General features: G+C 52.3%; 18 protein-coding genes. 12 read left to right on the top strand and 6 right to left on the bottom strand.

Annotated features, from left to right (window positions below):
* The first annotated feature begins 83 nt into the window (after window positions 1-83).
* The 3 genes from AC6I7T_RS12775 to AC6I7T_RS12785 all read left to right on the top strand — a co-directional run bounded on the left by AC6I7T_RS12775 (window position 84) and on the right by AC6I7T_RS12785 (window position 3,029).
* Window positions 84-1,346, top strand: coding sequence for a molybdopterin molybdotransferase MoeA (locus AC6I7T_RS12775; protein WP_497793842.1), 1,263 nt, complete (start codon window positions 84-86; stop codon window positions 1,344-1,346).
* 14 nt (window positions 1,347-1,360) lie between these two features.
* A complete protein-coding gene (moaC, locus tag AC6I7T_RS12780; protein WP_497793843.1) occupies window positions 1,361-1,828 on the top strand; it encodes a cyclic pyranopterin monophosphate synthase MoaC in 468 nt (155 codons plus the stop codon).
* Window positions 1,829-1,907: 79 nt separating this feature from the next.
* Entirely contained in the window at window positions 1,908-3,029 is a 1,122-nt protein-coding gene (locus AC6I7T_RS12785) for a mechanosensitive ion channel family protein (protein WP_497793844.1), read from the top strand.
* Between the two features lie 91 nt (window positions 3,030-3,120).
* On the opposite strand, the gene egtD is transcribed toward AC6I7T_RS12785, so the two are convergent.
* From egtD to AC6I7T_RS12800, 3 genes are all read right to left on the bottom strand, one after another.
* Window positions 3,121-4,101 (bottom strand): L-histidine N(alpha)-methyltransferase, encoded by a 981-nt coding sequence (gene egtD / locus AC6I7T_RS12790; protein ID WP_497793846.1) that lies wholly within the window; start codon window positions 4,099-4,101, stop codon window positions 3,121-3,123.
* Between the two features lie 36 nt (window positions 4,102-4,137).
* Window positions 4,138-5,403 carry an ergothioneine biosynthesis protein EgtB gene (egtB, locus tag AC6I7T_RS12795; protein ID WP_497793847.1) on the bottom strand — a complete coding sequence of 422 codons (1,266 nt, stop codon included), beginning with the start codon at window positions 5,401-5,403 and terminating at the stop codon, window positions 4,138-4,140.
* Window positions 5,404-5,533: 130 nt separating this feature from the next.
* A complete protein-coding gene (locus AC6I7T_RS12800) occupies window positions 5,534-6,253 on the bottom strand; it encodes a VIT1/CCC1 transporter family protein (RefSeq protein ID WP_497793848.1) in 720 nt (239 codons plus the stop codon).
* A gap of 224 nt (window positions 6,254-6,477) precedes the next feature.
* Here AC6I7T_RS12800 and AC6I7T_RS12805 point away from each other — a divergent pair, with 224 nt between their 5' ends.
* The 3 genes from AC6I7T_RS12805 to AC6I7T_RS12815 all read left to right on the top strand — a co-directional run bounded on the left by AC6I7T_RS12805 (window position 6,478) and on the right by AC6I7T_RS12815 (window position 13,023).
* Entirely contained in the window at window positions 6,478-7,176 is a 699-nt protein-coding gene (locus AC6I7T_RS12805) for a DUF5666 domain-containing protein (RefSeq protein WP_497793849.1), read from the top strand.
* 178 nt (window positions 7,177-7,354) lie between these two features.
* On the top strand, window positions 7,355-10,807 hold the full coding sequence (locus AC6I7T_RS12810) for a TonB-dependent receptor (RefSeq protein ID WP_497793850.1): 3,453 nt from the start codon (window positions 7,355-7,357) through the stop codon (window positions 10,805-10,807).
* Window positions 10,808-10,818: 11 nt separating this feature from the next.
* Window positions 10,819-13,023, top strand: coding sequence for a VWA domain-containing protein (locus AC6I7T_RS12815; protein ID WP_497793851.1), 2,205 nt, complete (start codon window positions 10,819-10,821; stop codon window positions 13,021-13,023).
* 531 nt (window positions 13,024-13,554) lie between these two features.
* Here AC6I7T_RS12815 and AC6I7T_RS12820 read toward each other — a convergent pair.
* A complete protein-coding gene (locus AC6I7T_RS12820; RefSeq protein ID WP_497793852.1) occupies window positions 13,555-14,973 on the bottom strand; it encodes a hypothetical protein in 1,419 nt (472 codons plus the stop codon).
* Window positions 14,974-15,188: 215 nt separating this feature from the next.
* On the opposite strand from AC6I7T_RS12820, the gene AC6I7T_RS12825 reads away from it, so the two are divergent.
* Both AC6I7T_RS12825 and AC6I7T_RS12830 read left to right on the top strand, forming a co-directional pair.
* Window positions 15,189-16,061, top strand: a complete 873-nt coding sequence (locus tag AC6I7T_RS12825; protein WP_497793853.1) for a LysR family transcriptional regulator — start codon at window positions 15,189-15,191, stop codon at window positions 16,059-16,061.
* Window positions 16,062-16,264: 203 nt separating this feature from the next.
* Window positions 16,265-16,744, top strand: coding sequence for a DinB family protein (locus AC6I7T_RS12830; protein WP_497793854.1), 480 nt, complete (start codon window positions 16,265-16,267; stop codon window positions 16,742-16,744).
* Window positions 16,745-16,782: 38 nt separating this feature from the next.
* Here AC6I7T_RS12830 and AC6I7T_RS12835 read toward each other — a convergent pair whose 3' ends face one another.
* Together AC6I7T_RS12835 and AC6I7T_RS12840 are read right to left on the bottom strand one after the other, a co-directional pair.
* Window positions 16,783-17,064, bottom strand: coding sequence for a C1orf53 family protein (locus AC6I7T_RS12835; protein ID WP_497793855.1), 282 nt, complete (start codon window positions 17,062-17,064; stop codon window positions 16,783-16,785).
* On the bottom strand, window positions 16,946-21,418 hold the full coding sequence (locus AC6I7T_RS12840; protein WP_497793856.1) for a DEAD/DEAH box helicase: 4,473 nt from the start codon (window positions 21,416-21,418) through the stop codon (window positions 16,946-16,948). The genes AC6I7T_RS12835 and AC6I7T_RS12840 overlap by 119 nt, the downstream gene beginning before the upstream one ends.
* Window positions 21,419-21,538: 120 nt before the next feature.
* On the opposite strand from AC6I7T_RS12840, the gene AC6I7T_RS12845 reads away from it, so the two are divergent.
* The 4 genes from AC6I7T_RS12845 to AC6I7T_RS12860 all read left to right on the top strand — a co-directional run bounded on the left by AC6I7T_RS12845 (window position 21,539) and on the right by AC6I7T_RS12860 (window position 25,842).
* Window positions 21,539-22,318 carry a sulfite exporter TauE/SafE family protein gene (locus tag AC6I7T_RS12845; protein WP_497793857.1) on the top strand — a complete coding sequence of 260 codons (780 nt, stop codon included), beginning with the start codon at window positions 21,539-21,541 and terminating at the stop codon, window positions 22,316-22,318.
* A gap of 39 nt (window positions 22,319-22,357) precedes the next feature.
* A complete protein-coding gene (locus AC6I7T_RS12850) occupies window positions 22,358-23,014 on the top strand; it encodes a KdsC family phosphatase (protein ID WP_497793858.1) in 657 nt (218 codons plus the stop codon).
* 248 nt (window positions 23,015-23,262) lie between these two features.
* Complete coding sequence (locus tag AC6I7T_RS12855) at window positions 23,263-24,282, top strand: VWA domain-containing protein (protein ID WP_497793859.1); 1,020 nt, start codon at window positions 23,263-23,265, stop codon at window positions 24,280-24,282.
* A 408-nt stretch (window positions 24,283-24,690) separates the two neighbouring features.
* On the top strand, window positions 24,691-25,842 hold the full coding sequence (locus tag AC6I7T_RS12860; protein ID WP_497793860.1) for a phosphoserine transaminase: 1,152 nt from the start codon (window positions 24,691-24,693) through the stop codon (window positions 25,840-25,842).
* The last annotated feature ends 143 nt before the right edge of the window (window positions 25,843-25,985 follow it).

Raw genomic sequence — 25,985 nt, forward strand, 5'->3', positions numbered from 1 at the left:
GAGCCAGCTCGGATGGCGCTTTTCTTTTTGCCGACGCCAAATCTTTGGGGTATTTCTTCTCCTGCTCTCTTTGAAACTGCGCCTTGCAGAAAAAGGTCTTAGAATCGCTGGTGATGAATGCGGAACAGGTATTGGATTATGAGCAGGCTGCTGCCGTTATCGCCAGCCACAGCGCAAAGCTTCGCCAGGGAGACAGGCAAAAGGAAAGGCTAAAACTAACTTCGGCACTTGGGCGAATCCTTGCCGAACCCATTCTGGCTGACCGCGATCAGCCGCCGTTTCCTCGCTCGACTCGTGATGGTTTTGCTTGCCAGGCTGCCGATGCAAACAAGCATACCGCGCTCTCGGTAATAGGGCAGGTGCGGGCCGGAACAACCTGGGACGGGACACTATCGGAAGGCCAAGCTATCGAAATCATGACCGGCGCGCCGGTTTCGGATGGCGCCGATTGCGTCGTAATGCTGGAGCATGTTCAGCAAGAAGGCTCTACAATCAGCCTGCTTCCCAACCAAGAGATCGTTGCAGGACAAAATGTCGTAACACAAGGCGCCGAGGCCAAAGCAGGGTCGGTAATTCTTGCCCCAGGCACCAGAATGAGTGCCAAAGAGATCGCCTCCGCAGCAAGTTGCGGCTATTCCGAAATCTCCGTCTATACCAAGCCTAAAGTAGCCATTCTGGCTACAGGCGATGAGTTGGTTGAAATCGACCAGCAGCCTCTCGCCTATCAAATACGGAACTCAAACAGTTACTCACTTGCAGCCCAGGTTCAAGCTGCAGGCGGCGAACCGATACGTCTGCCTATCGGGAACGACAATCGGGAAGCATTGCGAGAAGCCATTGCCGGGATTCCTTCCGTCGATCTGCTGCTGCTTTCGGGAGGAGTCTCTGCGGGGAAATACGACTTCGTTGAAGAAATTCTTGCCGAACACAATGCCGAATTTTTCTTTACCGGAGCACGAATACAACCCGGCAAGCCCGTTGTCTTCGGCTCCGTCGCACTAAAGGAGGATCGGGTAATTCCCTTCTTCGGACTGCCAGGAAATCCAGTCTCTACGATGGTTACTTTTTCTCTCTTCGTGCAACCAGTGCTTGAGGCTTTAGGGAGGGCGGAAGCCAGCTCTCCCCGTTTTGCTCTGGCTACACTCGCTGAATCACTCTCGACAAAAACAGGCCTTACCCGTTTTCTTCCTGCCGTCTGCGATTTCAAAACGCCCTCGGTACGATTAATTCCCTGGCAGGGTTCCGGAGATATGGCTGCCATGGCACATGCCAATTGCTATCTGGTCATCCGTCCGAATAGCAAAGAACTTCTTGCAGGCGAAACGGTAAAAATACTGCTGGCGTAAAAAGGATCAATGCAATGAATAAGCTTTCTCACTATGACGACCAGGGACAGGCACGCATGGTCGATGTCAGCAACAAAACAGCAACACGCCGGGAAGCGGTTGCTAGCGCATTCGTCGCCATGTCTCCGGAAACTCTCGCGGCACTCCCTAGTAATCCGAAGGGAAACCCTCTGGAAGTAGCACGCTTTGCCGGTATTCAGGCAGCAAAGAAAACATCGGACTTGATTCCTATGTGTCATCCGCTAGCGCTGACTTTTGTCGATCTTCAACTCAGCATCTTGCAGGAGGGAGTAGCCATCGAAGCCACCGCTGCTACAACAGCAGGAACCGGTGTCGAAATGGAAGCCCTCACCGCAGCCTCCGTAGCAGCTCTTACTGTCTACGACATGTGCAAAGCATTAGATAAAGGCATGGTCATTCGTGAAGTCCGTCTGGAACGGAAGAGCGGTGGAAAAAGCGGAGACTGGCACAGGAAGGCATAACTTCTCCACTCTGGATGGAAAAACTCCGTACGGCAATCCTTAGCCAAGCACAATGCATCTCTGCCTGAGAGCCCAAGAGATGCAATCATTCTTCTTAAACACCGTACACCAGCATGGAAAAGATTTAGGGATTGCCGTTATATCGGTATGCCTGGCAATTCTTTTCGCCTATTTTCTGCATGCAGTTGTATTTTGGCTTCTGAGAAAGGTGCGAAAGGGTAAAGAGGATGTCCCGAAGACAACACTCTTTCGCATCCTCAATCGGCTGCGTGCTCCTGCACGTGCCATCATCATTGTCTCTGCAGTTTTCACCGTTCTTCAGTTCGTCAATTTGCCACACGAGATTGAAAATTTTGCAAATCAGGTCACGGGGGTTTTGTGGTTTCTGGCACTTGGTTGGTTGATGGCAACTTCGGTCTATATTCTGGAAGATCTGCTGCTTTCCCGTTACAAGATGGACGTGGCAGATAACCTCAGAGCCAGACGAGTCAGGACCCAGACACTAGTCATGCGCCGATTGGCCTTGGGCCTTGTTGCAATTGTGGACTTGGGTTTGATTCTCTCCGTCTTTCATGAATCGCGCATCTGGCAATACGGAGCAGGACTGCTGGCCTCTGCGGGATTGGCAAGTCTGGTACTTGCAACCGCTGCAAAATCCACCGCTTCGAATGTCCTCGCAGGAATCCAGATTGCAATCAGCGAACCTATACGCATCGACGATGTCGTGATCGTAGAAGGCGAGTGGGGAAGGATCGAAGAGATCACCACTTCGTTTGTGATAGTTAATATATGGGATAAACGCCGCCTTGTTGTCCCTCTCAGTTATTTCATTGAAAAACCCTTTCAGAACTGGACGCGACAGAGTTCCGATTTGCTGGGAACAGCTTTTCTATATGTCGACTACTCCGTCCCCGTAGAACCCATCCGTCAGGAGCTCACCCGCATACTCACCTCCACGCCTCTATGGGATAACGAAGTCAACAGCGTACAGGTAACAAACCTCAGCGAACAGACCATGGAGATTCGCTGTCTCGTGAGCGCACGCAACTCGAGTGATCAATTCGACCTGCGCTGTCTGGTTCGGGAAAAAATGATTGAATTCCTTAAGGCCAACTACCCGGATGCATTCCCTCAAATGCGCTTTCGCTCAACCGCTGAGGCAGATGCTTCTGTTCCGCAGCCACGTCTCAAATCGGCCTGAAATCTTCCTCTCCAAACCAGAAAAGGTTCCAAAAGAAATGGCCTCCCGATTCACGCCTAAGAATCGAGAGGCCTATCTTCAGATTTTAAGTTTAGATTGCGGTAGCCAGAAAAACTCCGAACCAATTCTGTGGATCGTTCCAGACTGAACGCAACCGGAACCCGGCACTCGCCAACAGGCGAATCACCGTCTCATGCGTATATTTGTAACTGTTTTCTGTATGAATAGTTTCACCCCGGACGAAAGCGATATCCAGCTCCAATGCGGAGAGAGAAACCCGCTGTGCAACCAGGCTCTCCAGGTGCATTTCAATTCGTGACTTCTCGCGATTCCAAATCGCCCGATGACGAAAACGTTTGAGATTGAAGTTACCATTGAGCTCGCGATTGATGCGCGTCAGAATGTTTTTATTAAAGGCAGCCGTTACACCCGACGTGTCATTGTAAGCGGCCAATAACAGGCGCAGATCTTTCACCAGATCCACACCCAGCAAGATGCCATCCCCCACAGCCAACTGTCTGCGCACACCTTTCAGCAGTACCCGGGCATGGTCAGGATCGAAGTTTCCAATACTGGAACCTATGTAGAGGACCAACTTCCGGCAATCGCCTTCATCGATTGCTTCAAGTCCCTCGGTATAGTCGGCAACACGAGGCAGAACCGTTACTCCGGGGATCTCCTCGGAGATGCGGCGTTGGGCCAGTTCTAGAGCGCTTGCGGAGACATCGATTGGCTGATAGAGAACGCTGCCCTGCGTACGAACAGCAGCAGCTAACAGAAGCCCTGTTTTCGTTGCCGTTCCTGCTCCCAGCTCAATGATTGTAAGTTTTTTGTTTTCGGATGCCGTGGCAATAATCTCTTCCGAATTTGCAGCGAAGATGCCACGTTCAGTACGAGTAAGGTAATACTCGGGAAGCTCCGTGATCTTCTCGAAGAGTTCCGAGCCCTCTTCGTCGTAGAACAACCACGGACTAAGCTTCTTGGGAAACGACGTGAGGCCGCTATACACCTCAGAGCCGAGCGGAGTGTATACAGCTTCCGGCAGGCTGGGTTGAGTTGATATCAAGGACATATCTTGAATATGGGATGCTCCCTTTCGAGGTTGCGGTTACAACTTAGCTAAACGAATTCCTGAAAACTGCCAGCGAATGGCAGGATGAAAATAGTTGCGATAGCTAGCGCGAAGATGTGAGGCAGGAGTCGCACACGATCCTCCACGCAGCACCATCGTGCCGGACATAAATTTTCCGTTGTATTCGCCTAATGCACCAGGTAATGGCCGAAATCCTGGATATCCCAGATATGCGCTCGAGGTCCATTCCCATACGTCACCGTACAGATACAAATTATTAGACGCCACAGCCGCTGGATGTAATCGGCCGGACTCGAGCAGGTTACCCTGCACTGGATATGTAGCGGCTACAGCTTCCCATTCGGCCTCCGAAGGAAGTCTATGGCCTGCCCAGTGCGCATACGCATCTGCTTCGTAATAGCTCACATGGCAAACTGGAGAGTCGCGCAAGCTCTTTACAGGAACCACACCGCGGAGAGTATAAAGAAACCACTCCCCTTCGCGCTGGAACCAATAAAGAGGAGCAGACCACCCCTCACGTTGCACGGTATCCCATCCGTCGGAAAGCCATAGCTCGGAACAACGGTAGCCACCGTCTTCCATGAAAGCTAAGTATTCCCCACAAGTAATAGGACGATTGGCAATCGAGAACGGCTCAATAAAAGTTCGATGACGAGGTGTCTCGTTGTCATAACAGAAGGCACCACCGACATACCCAATTTCCGTAATGCCACCCCCGTGGGCAAGAAAAGAGAGATCCGGCATTCCGGTCTCTTTTTCCGATCCGGAAGCTTCGGCATAGAGGGGACGTAAGGGATTTGTCCAGAGAGCGTGTTTTATATCCGTGATCAACAATTCCTGATGCTGCTGTTCGTGATTCAAGCCCAAAACGATGCGCTGCTCGGCCTCCTCGTCAATGCCCTCCTCAATCAGTTCCAGAATCGCCGCATTCACATGACGTCGATATTCCATGATCTCGGAAAGCGCAGGCCGGGAAAACGAAGAACGCAACCTCTTCTCAGGATGATCGGAGACGGATTTGTAATAACTGTTAAAGAGCCAATAAAAATCGGGATGAAAATTCTGATAGCCCGGGCGCTCGCGTAAAAGGAAGGTTTCAAAAAACCAGGTGGTGTGCGCCAGATGCCATTTGGCCGGACTGGCCTCAGGGCAGGATTGCACCATCATGTCTTCAGGAGAAAGCGGCTCGCAAAGCGTTTCGCTCAGCTGCCGCACGCTACAAAACTGCTCGGATAAAGAACTCTTCGTAGTGGTTGAATCCTGCGCTACAAGTGAACCCATCGGTGCACGTTCCTCCCTGTTATTCCCTTCCTCCCCGGAAGGCGGTGAAGCCAATACCGCTCGACAAGACTACACCTATACTCACAAAGGAAGGGATGTCAAAGAAACGTCTAGAAGCGCAAGGAATTTATTAGATGCGGCTAAAAATTCTTGCCAAAGCGTAGGCAACCCCTGCCGCCAATCCGCCTATACACATCGTCTGCAAACCACTTCGCACCGCTCCCGCTCCGGTCATGCGCCCCTTCACTCCACCGAAGACGAGCAGGGCCATTAAGGTAATGCCCACCGAGACACCCAGAGCTTTCAATCCGTCAGATAGAACCATATAAGGCAACAGAGGGATAAACCCGCCAGCAATATAAGAGAAAGCGATCGTTAGTGCACTCTGGGCCGCACGGTTCTTCTCCGGCTCTTCCAACCCCAGCTCAAAACGCATCATGAAATCCACCCAGGCCCGAGGATCGCGCTTGAGAGCCTGCAACACCGATTCGCTCTCGGATCGGGTAACACCGTAGGCCTCGAAGATCTCGTACACCTCGTCTTCCTCGTCTTTGGTGCGCTCGACAATCTCCCGCTCTTCCCGCCGGCGTTCATTCCCGTAATGCTCTTCGTCTCCGCGAGCGGCCAGGTATCCGCCCAAACCCATCGCAATCGAGCCGGCGGCTATCTCTGCTAATCCCGCCAGAACAACAACATGTGTCGAATTAACGGCTCCGGACAAACCAGCGGCAAGAGCGAAGGGGACAGTTAAACCATCGGACATGCCGATCACAACATCTCTAACCAGCTCGCTGGATTCAAAATGCTTCTCGGCATGCAGGGGAACGGCAGCAGGTGATTGGGTAGACATCGTAGGCAGTGTACCCCAACTGGCTCAAATTCCATCACTTGCACGATCTGGGATCTATTTCAAAAAATTCGCTGAACTTTGTAACGAATTGTCACGAATTGCGTCCCGCTCATAAATCGTCACGTCTATACGACAGATCGGAGCCCCGCCATCCTTCAACTTCAGCAACACTACAGATGAGGATCGGCGGCCCCGGCACACCGTTTCTAAGCAAGGGAGCAACTATGAAGAAACTCGTGAGCAAGACCCTTATGGCTGTATGTCTTCTTGCGGCCTTTGCCATACCTGGGATGCTGTCTGGCTGGTTGCACGCTCAAGAAGGCCCTGGCCCCGGAGGTCCGGGACGTATGGGCGGGCGTTTTGGAGGAGGCACTCCAATTCTCGGCACGCTGACCGAGATTACGTCAGATCACCTGACCCTGAAAACCGATAGCGGACAGCTCTACAAAGTCATGATCAGCGGTAACACTCGCTTCATGAAAGATCGCCAGCCTGCTCAAGCCAGCGATTTCAAAGTCGGCGACATGATTATCGCAATGGGAAAAACAGATGAAAGCACCAAAACAGTAGGTGCCTTCATGGTCGGGACCATTGATCCGGAGCGGGCCCGCCAGATGCGAGAGATGGAAGCGAGCTACGGCAAGACCTGGCTATCCGGCAAGATAACGGCAATTAACGAGACAAAGATCACCATTACCGGACGCGAAAATAACACCTACACCCTCGTCGTGGATGAGAACACATCGTTTAAAAAGCGTCGTGATTCCATCACTATGGCCGACGTCAAGGTAGGAGATATGATCCGCGCCACAGGAGCACAAAAGAACGGGGCCTTCGCCGTATCGGAGTTGAATGTCATGGATATGGGGCCGCGCGGTGGTGGCATGATGCCTCCTCCAGGGGAACACCAGCCTCCCCAATAACGATATTCATTGCATGAAAGGGCGCGGCTTTCGCCCTTTCCATTGCCATGTCGCAACTCGCTGCTGTATCTCCCCCGAGAATCGGGGATAAGTAGTAAAGCTATAGTTATCCCTTTCAATAACAGCTATTTATCGGAATCGTAGTACTACGAAATCACTCGATATAAGGGAGTAGTTCGTGCGTCGCCAGCAACAATGCCTTGTCCTTCTTGCAGTACTCTCTTGCATTTCGCCATTTGGCCTGATGTCTGCGGGACAATCTGCGCCCGCAGATCAGCCTGCGGCACCGCCAAGCACTGCAGCTTCAACTTCTGCCACAGAGATTAAAGGTGGAACGATCCAAGGACACGTAAAATCAGGCACCACTCCCATGCCTGGGGTAAGCATTACTGCGACAAATACGCTTACAGGAAAGAAATACGCCACCACCACCGATATCTCCGGTGCCTTCAAGATGACCATTCCTCAGAACGGACGTTATGTTCTGAAGACTGAATTGGCGGCATTTGCTTCTGCAACGAAAGAAGCACTCCTCAATGCCACAAGCCATGAGCAGACAGTCGATTTCGAAATTCTCTTAGCTTCCCGTGCACAACAGCAGACGACGCAAGAGGAAGCTCGCGCCTCACGCCAGTATTCCGGCACCGGAGCACAGAGCCTGAGCCTTGCCACTGCGCTCAGTGGAGCCTTCGACGCAAGCAGCACAAATGGAAATGGCTTGGGCAGTAATGCCGGAGCACAACTACCGACGTTGGCTGGAAATTCCGATATGGCTGCAAACGACTCGGTAGCTATCAGCGGACAGACAGGCAATACCAGCCCCTTCGCCAATATCAACGGCGAACAGATTCGTGAAGAATTCGAAAACCATCAGCAACAGGAAGCACTCTCTCAGATTCCCGGACAGAACGGTGGTCGTGGTGGACCGGGTGGAGGTCCTGGTGGCGGAATGATGATGATGATGGGACCTGGGCCCGGCGGTGGCGGTCGGATGGGAAGCTTCCGCAAGTTCCGGCCTGATCAGCCGCATGGTGCTTTCTTCTGGAGTGGGGGTAACTCCGCACTGGATGCTTTGCCTTTTGCACTCAATGGACAAAAAGCAACTCAAGCCCCATACAACTCCAATCACTTCGGCCTGACCTTCATGGGAGAACCATTTATCCCGAAGCTGACCAAGCCGAGCACAAAAGATACTATCTTCTTCACTCTCTCCGGACAGCGTAGTTCCAACCAGGTAGCGAACCAATACGCAACCGTGCCGACCCTTGCGGAACGGAGTGGCGACTTCTCCAGCCTGGTTTCAACGAGTGGCGCACCGATTACGATTTACGACCCCAAAACCGGTCAACAGTTTGTCGGCGATAACGGACAGCTGAACCAGATTCCCCGGAACCGGCTCTCCGATCAGGCTCTTGCGTTACTTAGTTACATTCCCGAGCCGAATGTGGCAACAACTACGACGCGCAATTACTATCTGCTGCAGACCCAACAGACAAACAGCGTCATGATTGGCACTCGCTACATGCGTACCATCGGCAGTAGCGGAGGCGGTCAGCGCATGCCTGCTTTCCTGGCACAGTTTTCGAATCAGAAAGGTTTGCGTCAGAACGTAAACGTCAATTTCAATTACAGCCACAATGCCAGCGACAATGTAAATATCTTCCCGCAGTTGGGTGGAAAGACCTTCTCCGATGGGTACTCCGTTCAAGTTGGATATGTAATCGGATATGGAAAGCTGACAAACAACATCAGCGTGGGTTGGAACCGTAACAACGGGCAAACAACGAACTTCTTTACCAATCGTCAGGATATCTCCACAAAACTCCGCATTAGTGATAACAGCGGTCAGCCCATCAGCAGTAGCCCGCTCAACTATGGATTACCGAATGTCATCCTGAGCCAGTTCACCGGATTGAGTGAGACACAACCTAGCTACAGAGTTCAACAGACAATCTCTTTCTCCGAATCCAGCTCCTGGCGGCATGGTAAGCATAGCTTCCGCTTCGGCGGAGATTTCCGCCGGATTCACCTGGATATGCTTAGCAGCTCCAACGCAACCGGCACCTTGTACTTCACCGGATACGCAACACAAGACCCACAAGCGGCTAAACAGACAAGCTCTTCTGCGACATCGGGATCGGCTTTCGCCGACTTCCTGTTAGGACAACCTCAGGAATCGACGATTCAGGCACCACAGCAGAAAGCTTACACACGAGCCAACACCTGGGATCTCTTCTTCCAGGATGATTACCGCGTGCGTTCCAATCTCACGATGATTTACGGCTTACGCTATGAGTACTTTTCCCCATATGCAGAAAAGTATGACCACATGGCTGCTCTAGATCCGAACTCTACCTTTTCCGCCGTCAATGTCGTGTACCCAAACGCCACCGGCACCTATAACGGCAAATATCCCCGCACACTGGTCTATCCCTTCCGCTTGGGATTCTCTCCCCGATTCGGCTTCGCTTTTCGTCCTATGAAGGACACCGTGGTTCGTGGAGGATATGGAATCAATTTTACGAATAGTCAATACTCGACGATTCTCCGTTCCATTGTTTATCAACCGCCATTTGCAAATGTTCAGACAAACCAGGCGGATACATCGACTCCTGGAGTAACCTCCTTCACTTTGGCACAGCCATTCTCGCCGGCATCGTCTGCCCAAAATTCCAAGCCGAACTTCGCAGTCAATCCGCATTACAGGCTGCCCTATGTGCAGGTATGGAATGTGGACATACAGCGCTCCCTCCCCAAAGGCATCGTCCTAAACGTCGGCTACAACGGCGCGAAAGGAACGCGCCTGGATGTCACCACAGCACCAGGAAGATCCCCCGATGGAATTGGCTTGAGTGGAGTTCTATTCAACTATGAAGACACTCCGGGATTCTCCGTCTTTAACGCCGCCACAGTACGCGTGAGGAAACGGATGCAAAAAGGAGTCTCTATGGGTGCCACCTATACCTACTCTCACAGCATCGATAATGCTGGATCAATCGGCGGTACCTCTACGGTGGTCGCGCAAAACTGGCAGGACCTGGACGCTGAAGAAGGAAACTCCAGCTTCGATCAACGTCACAAGGTAAATGGAGACTATCTGTTCGAGCTTCCCTTCGGACCTGACAAGTACTTCCTGAACAGCAGCAACTGGGCCTCACATGTCTTTAGCAACATCCTGGTAACTGGGAGCTTCGGTTTCGCTACCGGTACCCCCTTGAATCCTAGATATGCAGCTTCGGTCTCAGACGTGGCTCAAGGTACAGCCGGCAGTCAAAGGCCGAATCGGGTTGTGGGCCAGTCCCTGACTGCCGGAGGCGGATCGCTAAACCATTGGTTCAATACGTCAGCTTTCACCAAGACGGTTCCAGCGAATGCCGCCGGCTACAAATATGGAAATGCCTCTCGCAATTCCATCCCAGGCCCCGGCACTCTTTCGAATGACATGTCACTCTCCAAAACCGTACAACTCGGAGATACGCGAAGTTTTGAAGTGCGTGCGACGGCAACCAATGTCTTCAACACGGTGCAATACACAGGAGTGGACTCCAGCATCGATTCCAATACCGTCGGCTATGTAACCTCGGTTGGCAATATGCGCAAATTCAACTTCACGGCTCGGTACCGTTTCTAGAGAGGCTAACGATGATGAAAGAAACAGCTCTCTTTTCTATTTCTGCTGCAGCACGCAAGGCAATCGCAATTGCCACGATTACGACGCTAAGCATCGCGCCTCTGACGGCACAGCAATCCGATCAGACACCTGCCAACCAGGACACAGGGCAGAATTTCGTCCTGAAGGTAAATAGCGATCTGGTATTGACCAACGTCGTGGTTCGAGACAAAAAAACAGGAGAGATTGTCCGCGGACTTACTCAGAACGACTTCGCCATCTACGAAAACGGAAAGCAACAAACGATTTCAAGCTTTGACTTCCAGAGCGTTGATCAGGCGCAGCCGCTAAATGAGGCAACGATCAGCGGCCAAAGCTCTCTCCTTCAGGGACTCAAAGTAGGTGCGGCCACCGAAGAACAACTTCGCAATCATCGTTTGATTCTCATGTTCTTCGATCTGAGCTCTATGCAGGTCGAAGATCTGGAACGGGCCGTCGATGCCGCGAAGGACTACATCAACAAGAAGATGCAAGCAGCAGATCTGGTTGCTGTCGCCTCCTTGGGAACATCGCTCACAGTCGATCAAGACTTTACTGCCGATAAGAAAGCTTTATTGAATACCGTGTCACGCTACACAGGCTCGGAGGGATCGGGATTCGCACAAGGCGATAACGGAACCGGCACAAATACCTCGGAAGATGCTTCAGGCTATACGCCCGATGAGAGCGAATATAACGATATCAACACCGATCGCGAGCTCTTCGCACTAAAGACTCTTGCTCGCTCGTTAGAAAAGATCAATCAGAAGAAGTCATTACTCTACTTCTCCGGAGGGCTGACAAAGGACGGTATCGAAAATCAAGCCTCCTTGCGCTCGGCAATTAATTCCGCTGTACGTGCAAACCTCGCGATCTACAGTGTCGATACGCGTGGACTCCAAGCTATCGCGCCACTAGGCGATGCAACCAAGGGTAGTTTGCGTGGAACTTCGGCTTTCACAGGATCAGGCGTACAAGCTAACTTCGACTCCAATTTCTCTTCGCAGGAGACGCTTGCAACTCTCTCTACAGATACGGGCGGAAAAGCCTTCTTCGACTCCAATGACTTTGGCCCCGCCTTCCAGAAGGTTCAGGACGATACTTCAGCCTATTACGCCATTGGCTTCCATTCGACAAACACATTGCGTGATGGCCGTTTCCGCAAGCTTTCCATCAAGGTAAACCGTCCGAATGTAAAGATTGAATACCGCCCAGGCTATTACGCTCCGGCGGACTTCAGGCACTCCAACAAGGAAGACCGCGAGCGTGAGCTTCAAGAGCAACTCGCAAGCGATCTTCCGGCAACCGATGTCGCGGTATATCTACAGGCCCTGTATTTCCGCGTTGACGAGAACCGCTTCTTTGTCCCGGTCTCGATCATCGTCCCAGGCTCGCAGATTCCGTTCATAAAGGGAGGAGACAGAGAGAAAGCCACGCTGGATATCGTCGGTCAGGTTAAGGACGCACAAGGCCGCATCATTGGCGATGCTCGTGAGACGGTTAAGCTGGCCCTCGATGCAGCACAGGAGGTTCAGCGAAAGAACATCCAGTACTCGACCGGCTTCACACTTCCAATTGGCAAGTATCATCTGAAATTCGTGATTCGGGAGAACGAGACGGGACACGTGGGTTCGTTCGAGACCGACATCAATGTTCCCGACCTCAAAAAAGTTCCAATGAAGTTGAGTTCTGTTGTTCTTGCCTCGATGCGTACACCCGCGGGGAAAAAGGCAACCAATAATTTGCTGGTTCGCGATGGACTTGAATATGTGCCAAACATCTCCCACGTCTTCCGGCAGGACCAGCACCTCTTCTTCCTATACGAGGTCTACAATCCTTCAGCTGCAAAGGCAGGCGAGGGACCAACGGCTGCCAAAGAACCTAAGCATGCAGTGAAGGTTTTGACCAACATCGAATTTCTATCCGGCTCGACGAAGGTCTTCGAAACACCGCTGGTAGAAGCCAACCAGGTCAATGTTCCTAACCGCGATGCTGTCGCTTTTCAGTTCGATGTGCCGCTAGCGCAGCTGAAGCCCGGGCTCTATGTCTGCCAGGTAAATGTAATCGACGATGCCGGTGGAACCTTCAGCTTTCCACGAATGGCGCTTCTTGTGCGGGAGGGGGCAACACAGCAGCAGTCACAACCAGCAGCACCGGCCGCACAATCTTCTTCTCTGACAAATACACCGCATCAGTAAAGTTCTACAGACTGCAGAAACTTCGGGGGCATGACGAAATCATGCCCCCTTGAATTTCTACATTTTTTTTGTGAAGGGATATCAACAAAGGACGACGAAGCATAACAGCAATTTCGGTCATTGCCACCATTGGTGCGGTATTGTGTCAAGGATGGCCTTCAGGCCATCCGAAAACAGTCTCCGTTGAGAGAGGAGAAACATTTTCGGTAACCTATGCAACGGGAAGAACAAAGGCATTAAACCTAAACCTGTTTGAGCGTTTTGGTCATTGCTTCCACGAGCGAAGATACTCTCAAACAGTACCTTGCACCTATTCGGCCTTCTCAATTTCCCACGACATTCGTTACCGAGAATATCAAGCCACTCTTAGAAGAATGGCTTGCGTTAGGACTGAAGTCCTGACCTGACACACGACCAACGCCATTTCGCTTTTGGCGATTCTGGTTATGTTCAAAGATTTCCTGCAATCCCAGCTCGGAGATTGCAGAAACTTCGGGGGCATGATTCAGTCATGCCCCCTTCTTATATGCCTTAGAGCGTCAGCATAAATGCAACCAAGTCCTTCTTCTCCTGATCCGTCAATTTGGTTCCCAGAATCAGGTTAAAGAACTCGACTGTATCGTCCAGAGTTAATAACCTTCCGTCGTGCAGATAAGGAGGAGAGTCCTTGATTCCACGTAGCGGGAAGGTCTTGATCGGACCATCTCCGGCAGCGATCATGCCATTCACCATCTGCTGTTTGTAGAATCTCTCCGTCCGCAAGTTATGCATCAGGTTATCTGTGTAATAAGGCGGTTGATGGCAAGTGGAACATTGTCCTTTTCCGAAAAAGATCTCCTGTCCCCGAAGCTCTTGAGGAGTAGCCTTAGCAGGATCCAGCTTGCCAAGAATATTCAGTTTTGGGGCCGGCGGAAAATCGAGTAACTCTTCGAACTCTGCCATGAAGTGTACTTGACTTCCTCTTTCAAGGACATTGACGCCTTTCTTGGTGGCGATAACTGGATCGCCATCGAAGTAAGCCGCCCGCTGTTCGAACTCCGTGAAGTCTTCTACCGTCTTGAGCGCTCGTTGAGAACCGAAGAGCCGCTCGATATTGACTCCACGCAAAGTTGGCGTCTCGATTCTGTGCCGAAACTCTTGGGGACGAATATCGCCGACCAGATGCGTAGCGCCGTTAGTATGCCCATTTGCGTGGCAATCGAAACAGGTAACTCCAAGACTAGGCTTGGCCGAACGGCGATCTGCCGTGAGGTTAAATTGCTGTTGAGGGAAAGGCGTCACGAGCAGACGCAAACCTTCGAGCTGTTTCGGATTCAATATGCCATTGAAGAGTTCGTAATAATTCTGATTGGTCACCAGCTTGCCCTGAGATACATCACCGAGATCGGGGCGTGTCGTCAGGTAAATTGGCGCGGGGAATTCGGGAAGGAACAGGTCAGGCAAGTCGAAGTCCAGATCAAAACGGGTGAGGTCGCGTCCTTCTTGCGTTTTGATCTCTTCAATATGGAAATGGGGAAAGAGCATACCCCCTTCGGGATGATTCGGATGCGGTAGAGGAAGAAAACCCTTCGGAAACACCCCTTTGTCGCGGACTTGTTCCGGAGCCATTCCCGCCAATTGTTGCCAGGTGACTCCAGACGTAAGTTTCACGCGAACGCCGCCCTGAATCGCCTTTCCTTTGCTCATCGTTGCATTGGAGACAGGCTGATTACCAAGATCGTAACGCTCATTTAGCAAGTTCTGCTGGCGCTGCATAATCGTCATCTTTTCAGCGCTCATCTTGCTCATCACCGAATGAAACTCCTGCTCGTTCACCGGTATGTAACTGGATGACCCACGTGCGGGAGGCAATTGGCTACCGCCAGTATCCTGCGCGGGCATAACGGAAATCCCGCAAAGGCTGGCTGCCAGTATGCCTGCTACTGTCACCGTTTTTCGAATTGCTAACATCGTCTCTCCTCCACGCCAATCCTCGGCGATCTAGCGGTAAAAGGTGGTAAGGAAGCTAACTACGGACAGAGTTCAAGGACGCTTTCGCACAATATCCTGTCCGGCCTAAGATGGTCTAAGACTTTCAAGCTATAGGAGCTATAGGCAAGAATGGGGATTTGGCAGATAATAGGAATCTGCAATAGCATCTAGCTCATCCATAGGATGCACCTATCATGGAAATCCACCAATTACGCTACTTTTGCGCTGTTGCCGGTACCGCGAATTTCACTCGAGCTGCAGAACAAGAACACGTTGCGCAGCCTTCTCTGTCACAGCAGATTTTGAAATTGGAAGACGAACTAGGAGCAAAGCTATTTGACCGCCTGGGACGCAAAGCACGCCTGACCCAATTCGGTGAAGCCTTTCTTCCGAGAGCCCAACGAATCCTTCGCGAACTCACGGACGCTAAATGCGAAATCCAGGAGCTCGCAGGAGGAAGGCGTGGATCGCTTGTTCTCGGAGCTATCCCCACTATCACACCTTATTTTTTACCCTCACGTCTGGAGAAATTTACAAAGCAATATCCAAGCATTCACATCAGAGTGGTTGAAGAGATTACAGCTATTCTCTTAACCCACCTTCACGAAGGAAAGATCGACTTAGCACTCGTTGCTCTGCCCATCGCAGGAGGAGAGGAACTGGTTGCACACGAGATTCACCGCGAACCGCTTTATGCAGTCCTTTCCGATCGTCATCCCTTGGCGAAAAGAGACTCAATCACCTTGCAGGAGATAGAAGGATATCCATTCTTGCTTCTCAAAGATGGACACTGTTTCCGAGAGACTACGATTGCCGCCTGCCGTCGAGCGCATCTTCGACCCAACATCGTTTTTGAAAGCGGACATTTCTCGACCATCCTCGCCATGGTCTCTGCCAACATGGGAATCTCGATCGTCCCTAAAATGGCGATAGAAAAACGCAGTGGTTGTGCATACGTACTTATCGACGACGAAAGAGCGTTTAGGAGAATAGGCATTGTTCAGCTGCGGAATCACTTTCAAACGCAGTCACAACGCGCTCTGATTCGTTATCTACGGCAGAAATAAAACAGCGTATCCCGTATTTTCGATTGAAGACGGAATAGAACAACTTCTTGATATCTCGAAGACAATCTGTGGCATCCTCTTCCCCGGTACTGCAACTGTAAAATTACGCACGTGGTTGTGCCAACCCAAGATCGAAATGCCTGCGTTCTACCTGGCTCTTCTGCCTATAGTCTTCTCGCCCCGCACCCGATACAATTCCGGCTATGACAAACCCATATGCTTCTTACTTAGGAGACAAGGACGCCGCTGCAGTAATGAGGGAGACACCCGGAAAGCTGCGTAAGCTTGTGGAGCAGCTTGGACAAGAAGAAGTAGAGCACAGCCCTGCACCAGGTAAATGGTCAACAAAGCAGATTCTCTGCCATCTGGCCGATTGCGAAATAGCCTTTGGTTTTCGGTTGAGACAAACGCTATCTGAAGACAATCCGCTCATTCAGCCCTTCAATCAGGAGAAATGGGCAGCACCGTATAGCAGCTACAGTGCACAACATGCACTAGAAGCTTTCACTGCCCTACGCGCATGGAATCTGGCTTTTGTAAAAGCACTCAAGCCTGAGGATCTGTCTCGTCCGACAACTCATCCTGAACGCGGTAGCTTGACGATGCAATCGATTCTGCAAACCATCGCAGGCCACGACAATAATCATTTGAAACAGATAGAAGCTATTGCAGCCAAAGCGTAGATCTTCCTGGTGGCCTGAGGTCAGACAGACCTCGGGCCTCACCGCTCAGAATCATTACGATACGGACAATTCCGGCAACCGCTGCCACAGCAGTATCCACGCTTTAGGTGATACGCAGCAGTAAAAACAACATTCGATCCTTCCATCACGTAGTCCTCTCCGAGAACTAGGGATGTCTGTCCTTGGGGTTGATCTTGGGGATTATAGAGAGATTGCTCCGTCATTGCTCGATTCTGACAGAGAAAGCTGAGCGGGGGAAGGATTAGGAACGAGATGAATTCCTTCGGCCTTGCCTGATTCGGGAATCTCCACCATCCCATTCACAAACTCAATCTTCCGTCCGGGAATCGCCGCAACCCGTTCTCCAGGCACAAGAATGCCCGCAAGATTCATCGGATCGGCAGCCGCAACTTGAACAGTATCTTCATGATCCACCGCTTCGCGAGAAAGCGCTCGCAAAGAATCCACAGCCTCCGGCAAGGCAAACTGCTCCCCTCCAAATCCGGAAACAAAGCGGCCACCGCGAATCTCTCCACGTGCTTCCAGCCTCCGGAAGATACCAACCAGCTCCCGCCACCGAGGGATTACAGTCTCTCGTTCCTGCACGTCCCGCACAATCACTCCATAACGGGTCAGCAACATGCGACAAGCAGATTCGAGTTGCTTCTCCAATTTTTCAACTTCTTGTACCGGACTCAAGTTTCCATTCTCCGATGCAGAAAGGAGCGACCACCTTCCGGTAGTATCTCTGGGGCGTGTTGCTGCCCGCATGCGGGAAGGAGATTGGAAGACTGCTTTGCGGCGGGGATCGATCAGCATGCGTAAGCTGTCATAACCATCCGCCGTGACCAAGCCCGCTGCAACCAACTCCCAAAGTGCGCGCTGTGTTTCTTCTTTCGTTCCACCGCACTGCCGCATTAAATCTGCGGCGAAGATGGCCCCTTGCCGCTGCAGACAGTTGCGCAATTGGAGGGCTAAGGGGCTCAGACAAGCAGAGAGCGTGGCTTCAGGTATATGTCTCTCTTTCAGGCACAAATCCATCCATTGCGCCTCTTCACGCAAGAAGAATGTAATCGGGGCAACACCAGTGGGGACAACACGCCTTGGTCCTCCACTCTCGATCGAATCGAAGGCTGGATGCGGCGATAGACGCCCCCATCCAATTACTCCCATCAGACAAAGCGTATCCAGCCAACGTGGATCGTAGCCGGCAACCCGCTGAGGCAGAAGCGTACGCTCCCACTCAATGGCAGGAGCCTCGAAACCTTCCAACTGGCGTATTGCCTCCAGCAGGCCCTGATCTCCACTCAGCTGAGATTGGGGAGCAAGGTGCTGCCAGTGCAAGAGCCAGCGCATGAAATGTGCCGGAGCAACGGGCTCAATCTGCTTACGCAAAGTCTGTAACGTTCGACGATGGATTCGCTGCAGGATATGACGCTCACACCACTCGATATCCTCATCGACAACCGGAGTTCCGGGTTTTGTATGGCCTTCAAAGACTCCACGGAGGATGAGTCCAGCCATTTCCATTTCCAGCATGGCCTGAAAAACATCGCGCGCAGAAATACCAAGTGCAGATGAAAGTTGTGAGGCTGTTACGGGACCAAGAATATTCATCCAGCCCTGAACCGCTCGTCGGATAACCGCTGTGCGATTCATCTCGGCAGATGGCGTATTTAAAGAAAGCTCGCGGGCAAAGGTAACTTCCGGCCAAAGTACACGAATGGGCTCAATGCATTCGGCAGCAACAAAGAACTGGCGTTGAGCATGACCGGCAACCGTAGCGCGTCCGCTCTTGTCCAAACGCTCAAAGAACAGAGGCCAATCCCGATGCTTGTGCTCTTGCGCCGATTCAACCGGCAACAAGACTAGAGAACAAAGCAAATCATGGAATTCGTGCTCGTCACGAAGATCGGGAGCACACTCTTCCCGAACTTGAGCAATCGCATTTGCATCCAGCCTTCCAGCCTCTCCAAGCAGGTGATCCGGCAACACCCCGCGCATGGAAACAGCACGAGCACGGCGTTCCTCCAGCGGAGCATCATCGAGAAAATTGAAGCGGTTTGCATTGATCAACTCATGAGCAAAGACCGAAGGTGTTGCCGTATCGACAGCAACGCACCGAATCTCGCCCGAACGAATTCCCGAGAGAACCTCTTGCAGTCCCCTTAAGTCCATCGCCTCGGAGAGAACATCTTTCATCACCTCGCGAACCAGGGGGTGAGTGGGAATAACGATGTCGCCTTCGATATTTTCAAAGCAGGCAGCAGCCTGTGGAAAGACACTTGCCAACAGATCTTCCGCACGTGTGCGCTGTATTTGCGGATGAATTCGTTTACCGCGCTGCATGCGCAATAATTGCAGGGCTCGACCGGCATCCCAGCGCCAACGAGCCTTGAAGATCGGCGATGCCAGCGCCGCCTGCTCCAACAGAGAAGTTACAGTTTCCTGGGTGAGGAATTGAAAGACATCCGAGAGAGGAAAACTATGTTGCTCTGCGAGGGATATATTCAGCCCATTTTCCGTAGCTGCAGCCTGTAATTCGAAATTGAATCCTCGACAGAATCGCTTACGGAGAGCAAGTCCCCACGCTTTGTTGATGCGGCCACCGAACGGAGCATGCAAGATAAGCTGCATACCACCGCCCTCATCGAAGAATCTCTCCGCCACGATGGTATTCATTGTTGGCACGATGCCCAGCACTGCACGGCCCGCAACGATGTAGCCAATCAGCTGCTCGGCTCCGGAATCGCAAACACAGCATTCTTCTTTCAGCCACGCAACGGTTGCGGCAACTTCGGGATCGGCTTGGCTGATATATCCGGGAAGAGCACTGGTTACACGACGATGTATCTCTTCGCGTAACTCGGTGACAAAACGCGAAAGCTCAATGGTCCGCCCTGGTGCTTCACCACGCCAGAAAGGTACTGTTGGAGGTTGCCCATGAGCATCCTCTACAAATACACGGCCAACACCCTCGATCCCGACAATTCTCCAGCTTGTGTTCCCAAGGAGAATGACATCGCCGACGCTGGAGTCTATTGCGAAATCTTCATCCAGCGTTGCGATCTGAATTCCTTCCGGCTGCGCAATGACGGAGAAGAGCGCCGTTTCCGGAATCGTACCTCCGTTCGAAACCGCTGTGGTACGCGCACCACGTCGTGCCTGAATTACTCCATGGACACGATCCCGCAACAAATACGCACCATAACGCCCACGGCTGGATTCAATTCCCTCGGAGAGCAAAACCAACAATTCATCGAATTCCTGACGCGACAACTCACGATAAGGATATGCACGCCGAACCAGCGCAAATAGCGCATCCTCTTCCCACGGCTCCGCCGAGCAGGCTGCCACGATCTGTTGCATCAAAACATCGAGCGGTGCCGGAGGAATCTCCAACCGATCCAATTCTCCCGACTTCATGGCGCGAACCAGAGCAGCGCATTCGGCTAGGTCGTCGCGAGTAGTTGCAAAGAAACGTCCTTTCGGTATTGCTCCCCGCCAGTGTCCGGCACGCCCTACACGCTGCATTGCTGCGGAGATCGCCCGGGGAGAGTTGATCTGACAAACAAGATCAACATGACCGATATCGATTCCCAACTCCAGCGATGCCGTAGCGACTAACAATCGGATCTCACCGGCTTTCAATTTGCGCTCAGCTTCCAGACGAAGCTTCCGCGACAAGCTGCCGTGATGGGCAGCAACATGCTCGTGGCCTATGCGTTCGCCGACTTGAAAGGCCAATCGTTCAGCCTTGGCGCGAGTATTCACGAAGACGAGCGTCGAACGATGCTGCTGCGCAAGCTCAGCCAGGCGATCGTAAATCGAGTCCCAGATGCTGTTGCTGGCTACGGAATTCAGCTCATCGTTTGGAATCTCTACAGCAAGATCAAGCTGTCGCTTTTGCCCGACCTGCACAATTGCTACTTCTTCGGCAGCTCTTCCAGTAAGAAACTCAGCGACAACTTCAATAGGGTTCTGTGTGGCAGAGAGTCCGATGCGTAGAGGAGCCCGCCCCAAAACGTCCACCATCTCGCCGGGCACAAGATGATTTTCGCCACAAACCAGCGCATCGAGGCGCTCCATTGTCAGTGACAGATGCGATCCGCGCTTGTCATCTGCGATTGCGTGAATTTCATCGACGATGAGGGTTCGCACTCGCCGAAGATTCTGCCGGCTCTTTTCTGCCGTAAGCAGGATGTATAACGATTCCGGAGTGGTAACCAGGATATGCGGAGGCCGCTTCAACATTGCCCGGCGCTCAGCCGGAAGCGTATCGCCCGTGCGTACTCCGGTTCGAATCTCAGGGCAGAGAAAGCCCATGCTCAGCGCTAGCTGTTGAATTTCGCGTAAGGGCTCTTCCAGGTTTTTCTGAACGTCGTTCGACAGCGCCTTCAGCGGAGAGACATAAACAATCTCCGTCTCATCGCGTAAGCTTCCGTCAATCGCCTGGCGTAGCAATCCATCGATGGCAATCAGAAAGGCAGCAAGCGTTTTGCCGGAACCTGTCGGCGCTGAAATAAGCGTAGGACGGCCAATCGAAATCTCTGGCCAGCCCTGCTTCTGAGGTTCGGTCGGGGAACCAAAGCGGCGTAAAAACCATGTGCGCACGACAGGATGCGCCCATGAGAGGGCAATGGCGTCATCGGGTGGGGAAGAAACCGTGCGCATTTCCGCAATTTTAGCTCGGATTTCGATCTCTCTTCGCCCCATTCTTGAGATCGGCTATTCAGCAGACCTTAACTCTTTCTCTCTCAAAGGAATCCACCGTTCTCTGAGAAAATTCAGGATATGGCTATTGTCGACCCCTTTCACTTGGCCGTCGCTTTTTTCGCTGCCTTTCTTGCTGGAGCTGTTAATTCCGTAGCCGGAGGAGGCACCCTGATCTCCTTCCCTGCCCTGATCTGGCTAGGGCTGCCAGCCTTGAATGCAAACGCAACCAGTACGGTGGCGATCTGGCCCGGTTCACTCGGGAGCATCTGGGGATTTCGTCGTGAGCTAGGCCGAACCGATCCGCGTATGCGCCTCCTCATTATTCCCGGAATGATTGGAGGAGCCATCGGAGCCCTGCTGCTGAGAATTACGCCTCCAGGACTTTTCGACCGCCTGGTTCCGTTTCTCATTCTCTTCGCCACTTTGCTCTTCTCTATTCAGGGAGCGGTACAGCGCAAGTTGGGCACTTCCGCACCTGCAGCCAGACAGCGCGGCGGATGGTTAGCCTCTGCCATGTTGATTCAACTATTTGCAGGCATATACGGCGGATATTTTGGAGCTGGCCTCAGCATCCTGATGCTTTCTATCCTAGGGGTACTGGGTATGACGGACATCCTGGAGATGAGCGCCCTGACCAGCATGTTCTCTCTCTGCATCAACGGGGTGGCATCTGTCCTCTTTATCGCCGCAAAGCTGGTTTACTGGCCGTATCTGATGGTTATGGCCCTAGGCGCGGTTTCCGGAGGATATGGAGCAGCGGGAATCGCCCGCAAAGTTGGGAAAAAGCTTGTCCGCCGCTTCGTCATCACCGTCGGATTCTGCATTGCAATCGCCATGTTCTTCCGCATGGCAAAGTGAGGCCATAAATAAACCCCTGTAGCCCGTTACAATCACCCCATGACCCTGACCGCAACTGAGCGCGCCCGGCGCATCAAGATTATTTTGTTTGACGTAGATGGTGTCCTGACTGACGGTGGCATCTGGCTCTTCCCAGCTCCGGCACAGTCCAGTAATTCGACACAAGGCCATATCGAAAAGATGGAATCGAAGGGCGGATATGCCATTTCCTCGACCAGCATGGTCGAGGCCAAGGGATTCAATGCTCACGATGGCACGGCCATTTCCCTGGCACGGCTGGGCGGGATGAAGTGTGGAATTATCACCAAGCGTATCTCTGAGACAGTAGCGCTACGGGCCCGTGATCTGCGTCTGGAATTCGTCTTCATGGGCCAGGCACACAAGATGAAGGCCGTTCGCGAAATTATGGCCTCTGAAAATGTGTCCCTGGAAGAAATTGCATATGTGGGCGACGACGTAATCGATCTTCCGGTGATGCGCGAGTGCGGGTTTGCCGTCGCAGTCGGTAACGCCAGAGCCCAGGTAAAGGCCGCCGCTCATTACGTCACACCCAATACGGGTGGTAACGGAGCCGCCCGGGATGCTGTGGAGTTCATTCTCGAGTCCAAAGGTCTCCTGGATGAGGTTATCGAAAAATATATCGATGAACGGAACCCAATTTCCGCCAGCATGGATATTGGCAAAGGCGGACAATAGTCTGCGTCGGGCAGATTTACCCCTGAAGGTAAATCTGCCCAGCCAAAGCGTTTTCTCGTTCGTCTAAACGGAGAGGGCCTATCGTAACGGCCAAAGCTTCCATGACACATTCAATGTTGCTCGCATCCCGCCTCAAGTCTCGGTTTTCAGGATTCGTCCTCCGTGCCTCCTGTGGCCTGCTGCTTTCTGGTCTTTCTCCGTTCATATGCTCACAACTGAAAGCCGAAGACACTCCCGTCCTGAAAAACATGGGAAAAGAGGTCACCATCCCTGTCGTCATCCGCGACAAACACGATAAATTCATCACAAACCTGACGAAGGATGACTTCACTCTCACTGAGGATGGAAAACCGCAAACGATTCGCGCCTTTGCTCCTGCAACCAGCCAGCCGATTACATTGGGACTCATCATCGATACCAGCATGACCCAGCGTGGCAACATCGATCAGATGAAAGCTGCCAGCAAACACTTTCTGGAGCAAATCCTCACCAATCCGCAGGACAAGGCCTTTATCCTTCACTTTGATCGTGAAGTTGAACTGCTGCAGGACACAACAGCACACCGCGACAAGCTGCTGGCCTCGCTGGATCAGCTCTCCCCTGCTTCGTCCGAAGCTCCGAAAAATGACAGTACAGATGATTCGGACAGATCCAGAAAGCGCTGGAGAGGCCCCTCCGACGTGGTCTACGACTCGATTTATCTTGCAGCCAATGAATTAATGAACAAGCAGCAAGGCCGCAAGATTCTGGTGTTGATCTCGGAGGGTGGCGACCGCAACAGTAAAGTAAGCGCAGTCAGTGCGATTGAGGCAGCGCAGCAGGCAAATACAGTCATCTATTCCATCTACTTGAAAGGCGAAGACCTGCCGCGTAATTACAACAATTCCAACTCCCAAGATCAGACAGGGAGACGGAGACCTGGCAGCAATTGGCCCGGTGGAGGTGGAGGATGGCCAGGCGGCGGGAATCCCGGAGGCTCAGGCGGAGGTGGAGACAGAGGGCCTCAGCTTGAAGGCAAACGTGTCGATGGCCGGCAGACGTTGGACCACATCTCCTCGAAAACCGGCGGCCACATCTTCGAAGCAAATAAAAAAGACAACCTGGACCGCGCCTATAACGATCTGGCCGAAGAGCTACATAGCCAATTTCTTCTGACGTATTCGCCTCAACAGCAAGGAGGAGGCAATTTCCATCAGGTGTCACTAGTACCGAAAAAGAAGGATCTCAACGTTCAGATCCAAGATGGGTACTATCCAGCGACCAAGTAACCCAATTAGTTACTTTTAACAAGCTCTTTAGAGGATTCAGAACATGCCTGCACGGGCATCGAAGGATGAAAGCGACAGCATTTTGCTCCCTGGAAATGCCCTGCATAATTCATTCCGGCATCTCTTTTCTCGCTGCACGTCGCTTCGGCCCTGCGTCCATGCAAAATCACAGAAATTGAGCCCAGATCCTCTTCCATCGCAAGTTTGAACGCTGCACAGCTATCTGTGATAGGGGACAGAAGCCCCGAAGAGGAAAGGCCATTGCCCTTTATTCACGACATCTTTCAATCAAGACTTCATTTTGTGGGACGAAAGCTCCACACACGATTCCTAATGTGACGGGAGTGTTAATACCCCCTCCGCTTCAGAATCCGATAAAATCATGGACTCAGGATACATTTAATAGCTATGAAGCCATCACAGACTCCAAAGAATCCCTGTTTTTCTTCCGGGCCATGCGCAAAGCGGCCTGGCTGGACACTTGACGCTCTTAAGGATGCAGCTGTAGGCCGCTCGCATCGCGCAAAAATCGGTAAGAGCAAGCTAGGGGAAGTCATCCAGCGCAGTAAAGCGCTGCTTGGTATTCCGGATGATTACCTTCTCGGTATTGTTCCTGCATCGGATACAGGGGCATTCGAAATGGCCATGTGGTCGTTGCTTGGCGAACGCGGCGTAGACGTTTTCGCATGGGAAAGCTTCGGCAATGGCTGGTCCAATGACTGTAAGAACCAACTCAAGCTGCAAGATCTGCGGATCTTCAAGGCCGATTACGGCAAGATTCCGGATCTGAAGCAAGCGGACTGGAATCGTGATGTAGTTTTCACCTGGAACGGAACCACCTCGGGTGTCCGCGTGCCCGATGGAAGCTGGATTCCAGACGATCGCAAGGGCTTAGCCTTGTGTGACGCCACTTCCGCCGTCTTCGCTATGGAGATCCCCTGGAAGAAACTGGACGTCGTCACCTGGTCGTGGCAGAAGGTTCTCGGCGGAGAAGGGGCACATGGCATGCTTGCACTCAGCCCGCGTGCCGTAGAACGCCTGCTGGCTTATGCGCCTGCGCGTCCAATGCCGAAGATTTTCCTGATGACGAAGGGCGGCAAGCTGATTGACGGAATCTTTGTCGGCGATACCATCAATACTCCGTCCATGCTCTGCGTCGAAGATGCACTCGACGGATTGAAATGGGCAGAGTCGATTGGTGGATTATCCGCACTCATCTCCCGCTCGACAGCTAATCTGAAGGCAATCGAGGATTGGGTTGAGAAGTCCTCTTGGGCCGGATTCCTTGCAGAAGACAAGGCGATTCGTTCCAACACTTCGATCTGCTTGAAGATCGTCGATCCAGCCTACAAAGCACTTTCGCCAGAGGATCAGGCCAAGCACGCGAAGTCCATTGGCTCGATGCTCGATAAAGAAGGCGCAGCTCACGATATCGGGGCTTATCGCGATGCACCTCCGGGACTGCGTATTTGGGGTGGAGCAACGGTCGAAACCTCAGACATCCAAGCACTGCTGCCCTGGCTCGATTGGGCTTACAGCGAACTGAAGAAGAACTTCTAAATTAAGATCCATACAAGAAGAAGGCCCGGCATCTACCTGCCGGGCCTTCTTCTTGCACCTAGAACATTCCCACTAAGCCCTTCGCCGTATCCCCCTTTGATCTCAAATGATTCAACAACTTAGCATGTATGAGCTCTTAGTCA

Source organism: Humiphilus diazotrophicus (assembly GCF_059726315.1).